The sequence below is a fragment of the Streptomyces sp. NPDC018026 genome, assembly GCF_044327745.1.
Lineage (GTDB): Bacteria > Actinomycetota > Actinomycetes > Streptomycetales > Streptomycetaceae > Streptomyces > Streptomyces rubrogriseus.
Genome location: NZ_JBIRFY010000044.1, coordinates 1 through 2,275, shown reverse-complemented (window position 1 = coordinate 2,275; position 2,275 = coordinate 1). Strand labels below are relative to the sequence as shown.

The following is a 2,275-nucleotide window of genomic DNA, read 5'->3' as shown; positions in this document are numbered from 1 at the left end:
ACCGCCCCTCACACCGCGCCGCATACGCCACCGACAGATCCCGCGCCAACGGACCCATCGACCAACCATCAGCCGCAATGTGATGAACCACCATCGCCAGCACATGCTCACCGGAACCGATCCCGAACAGCCACGCCCGCAACGGCACCTCTACCGACAGGTCGAACGCATACCTGCTCGCCCCCGACACCGCATCGCCGACCTCCTCCGGCGCAACATCAGCCACCACCAGATCCCAGTCCAGCTCCCCGACATCCAGCACCCGCTGAAACGGCTCGCCATCCGCCACCGGGAACACCGTACGCAACGACTCATGCCGCCCAATCACATCCCGCAAAGCCCGCGCCAGGGCTCCCCGGTCCAACTCCCCGGTCAACCGCAGCACAACCGGACTGTTATACGTCGGACTCGGCCCCTCCAACTGCCCGATGAACCACAACCTCCGCTGCGCGAACGACAACGGCACCCGCTCCGGACGCGCCACCGCCACCAACGCCGGCCGCGCCTCACCCGCCCCGGACAGCCTCACCGCCAACCCCGCCACCGTCGGCGCCTCGAACAACGCCCGAATCTCCACCTCAACACCCAGCACCGACCGCACCCGACTCACCAACCGAGTCGCCAACAGCGAATGACCACCCAACTCAAAGAAGTCGTCATCCACACCCACCGAGGGCAGACCAAGCACCTCCGCAAACGCAGCACACAGAATCTCCTCCTGCACCGTCGCCGGCCCCCTGCCACCAACCCCGGACCCAGACCCGAGATCGGGAGCCGGCAAAGCAGCCCGGTCGAGCTTGCCACTACCGGTCAACGGCACAGCATCCACAACCACCACCGCAGAAGGCACCATGTGCCCCGGCAACCGCGACGCCACAAACCCCCCAACAGCCACCGCAAGATCACTCACATCAGCATCCCCATCAACCGCCACGACATAAGCCACCAGGCGCCTGTCACCCGGGACATCCTCACGCGCCACCACCGCGGCCCGGGCGACACCCGGATGAGCAGTCACGACAGCCTGGACTTCGCCGGGCTCGACCCGGAAACCACGGATCTTGACCTGGTCGTCCGCCCGGCCCACGAAGACCAACCGACCGTCCGCCGCCCACCGCGCCCGGTCCCCGGTCCGGTACATCCGCTCACCCGCCGAACCACCGAACGGACACGCCACGAACCGCTCCGCGGTCGGTCCGGCCCGATCCACATAGCCGCGCGCCAACTGGGCCCCAGCGACATAGAGTTCACCGGTCACGCCCGGCGCGACCGGGTTCAGCGCGTTGTCCAGGACGTAGAGACGGGTGTTGGCCACGGGCGTGCCGACCGGCACCACCCCGGACGCCACCACCTCCTCGGTAAGACGCGTCGTGGCAACGCCGATCGTCGTCTCGGTGGGGCCGTAGTGGTTGAACACTTCCCGGTCCCCGGCCGCCGCCAGCAGCTCCGCCACCAGGGCGGGCGAGGCAGCCTCACCACCCAGCACCAACGACCGCGCGGGCAGCACCGCGGCCGCACCCAACGCCGCCACATGCGACGGCACCGCCTTCAGGAAATCGATCCCGTGCTCGGCCAGATACGCCGACACCACCACCGGGTCGGTGACCGCCTCCTCGTCCAGGACATGCAGCTCACCACCCGTCGTCAGACTCGCGAACACCACCGTGTTGCCCAGGTCGGTCGCCTGCCCCTGCAACACCGCATACCGGCCACCCGACACACCCAACCCCACCCGACCCGGCACCGACGCGACATAGTTCGCCAGCGCCCCATGCGGAACCGCCACCCCCTTCGGCACACCGGTCGAACCCGACGTATAGATCACATACGCCACCTGACCAGCCCCGACCGACACCTCAGGCGTCGTATCCGGCGCAGCCGCAAGCTGCATCGCGGTCAGTACACCGTCCACCGCCACCAGCCGATACCTGCCCGCCGGCAGATCCTCCAGAATCTCCTCCGTCGTCAGCGTCAACACCGCACGACTGTCCTGGAGTTGATGGGTTATACGTTCCGTCGGCTGCGTCGCGTCCACCGGCAGATACGCGGCGCCCACCTTCCACACGGCGAGTATGCCCGCGACGGTCTCCACACCCCGCGGCAGGCACAGCCCCACCACCGACTCCACACCCACGCCCTGCGCCACCAGATAGTGCGCCAGCCGGTTCGCCCGCGCATCCAGCTCGCGATACGTCACCGACTCCCCGCCGCAGACAACCGCCACCGCCTCCGGGGAACGCACCACCTGAGCCGCGAACAACCCAGGCACAATCGC

At 68.2% G+C, this 2,275-nt stretch carries 1 protein-coding gene; it reads right to left on the bottom strand.

Annotation, left to right across the window (positions count from 1 at the left end):
* The coding region (locus tag ACH4D3_RS41150; protein ID WP_398332879.1) for an amino acid adenylation domain-containing protein at positions 1-2,197 on the bottom strand (2,197 nt) is incomplete at its 3' end.
* Positions 2,198-2,275: the final 78 nt, after the last annotated feature.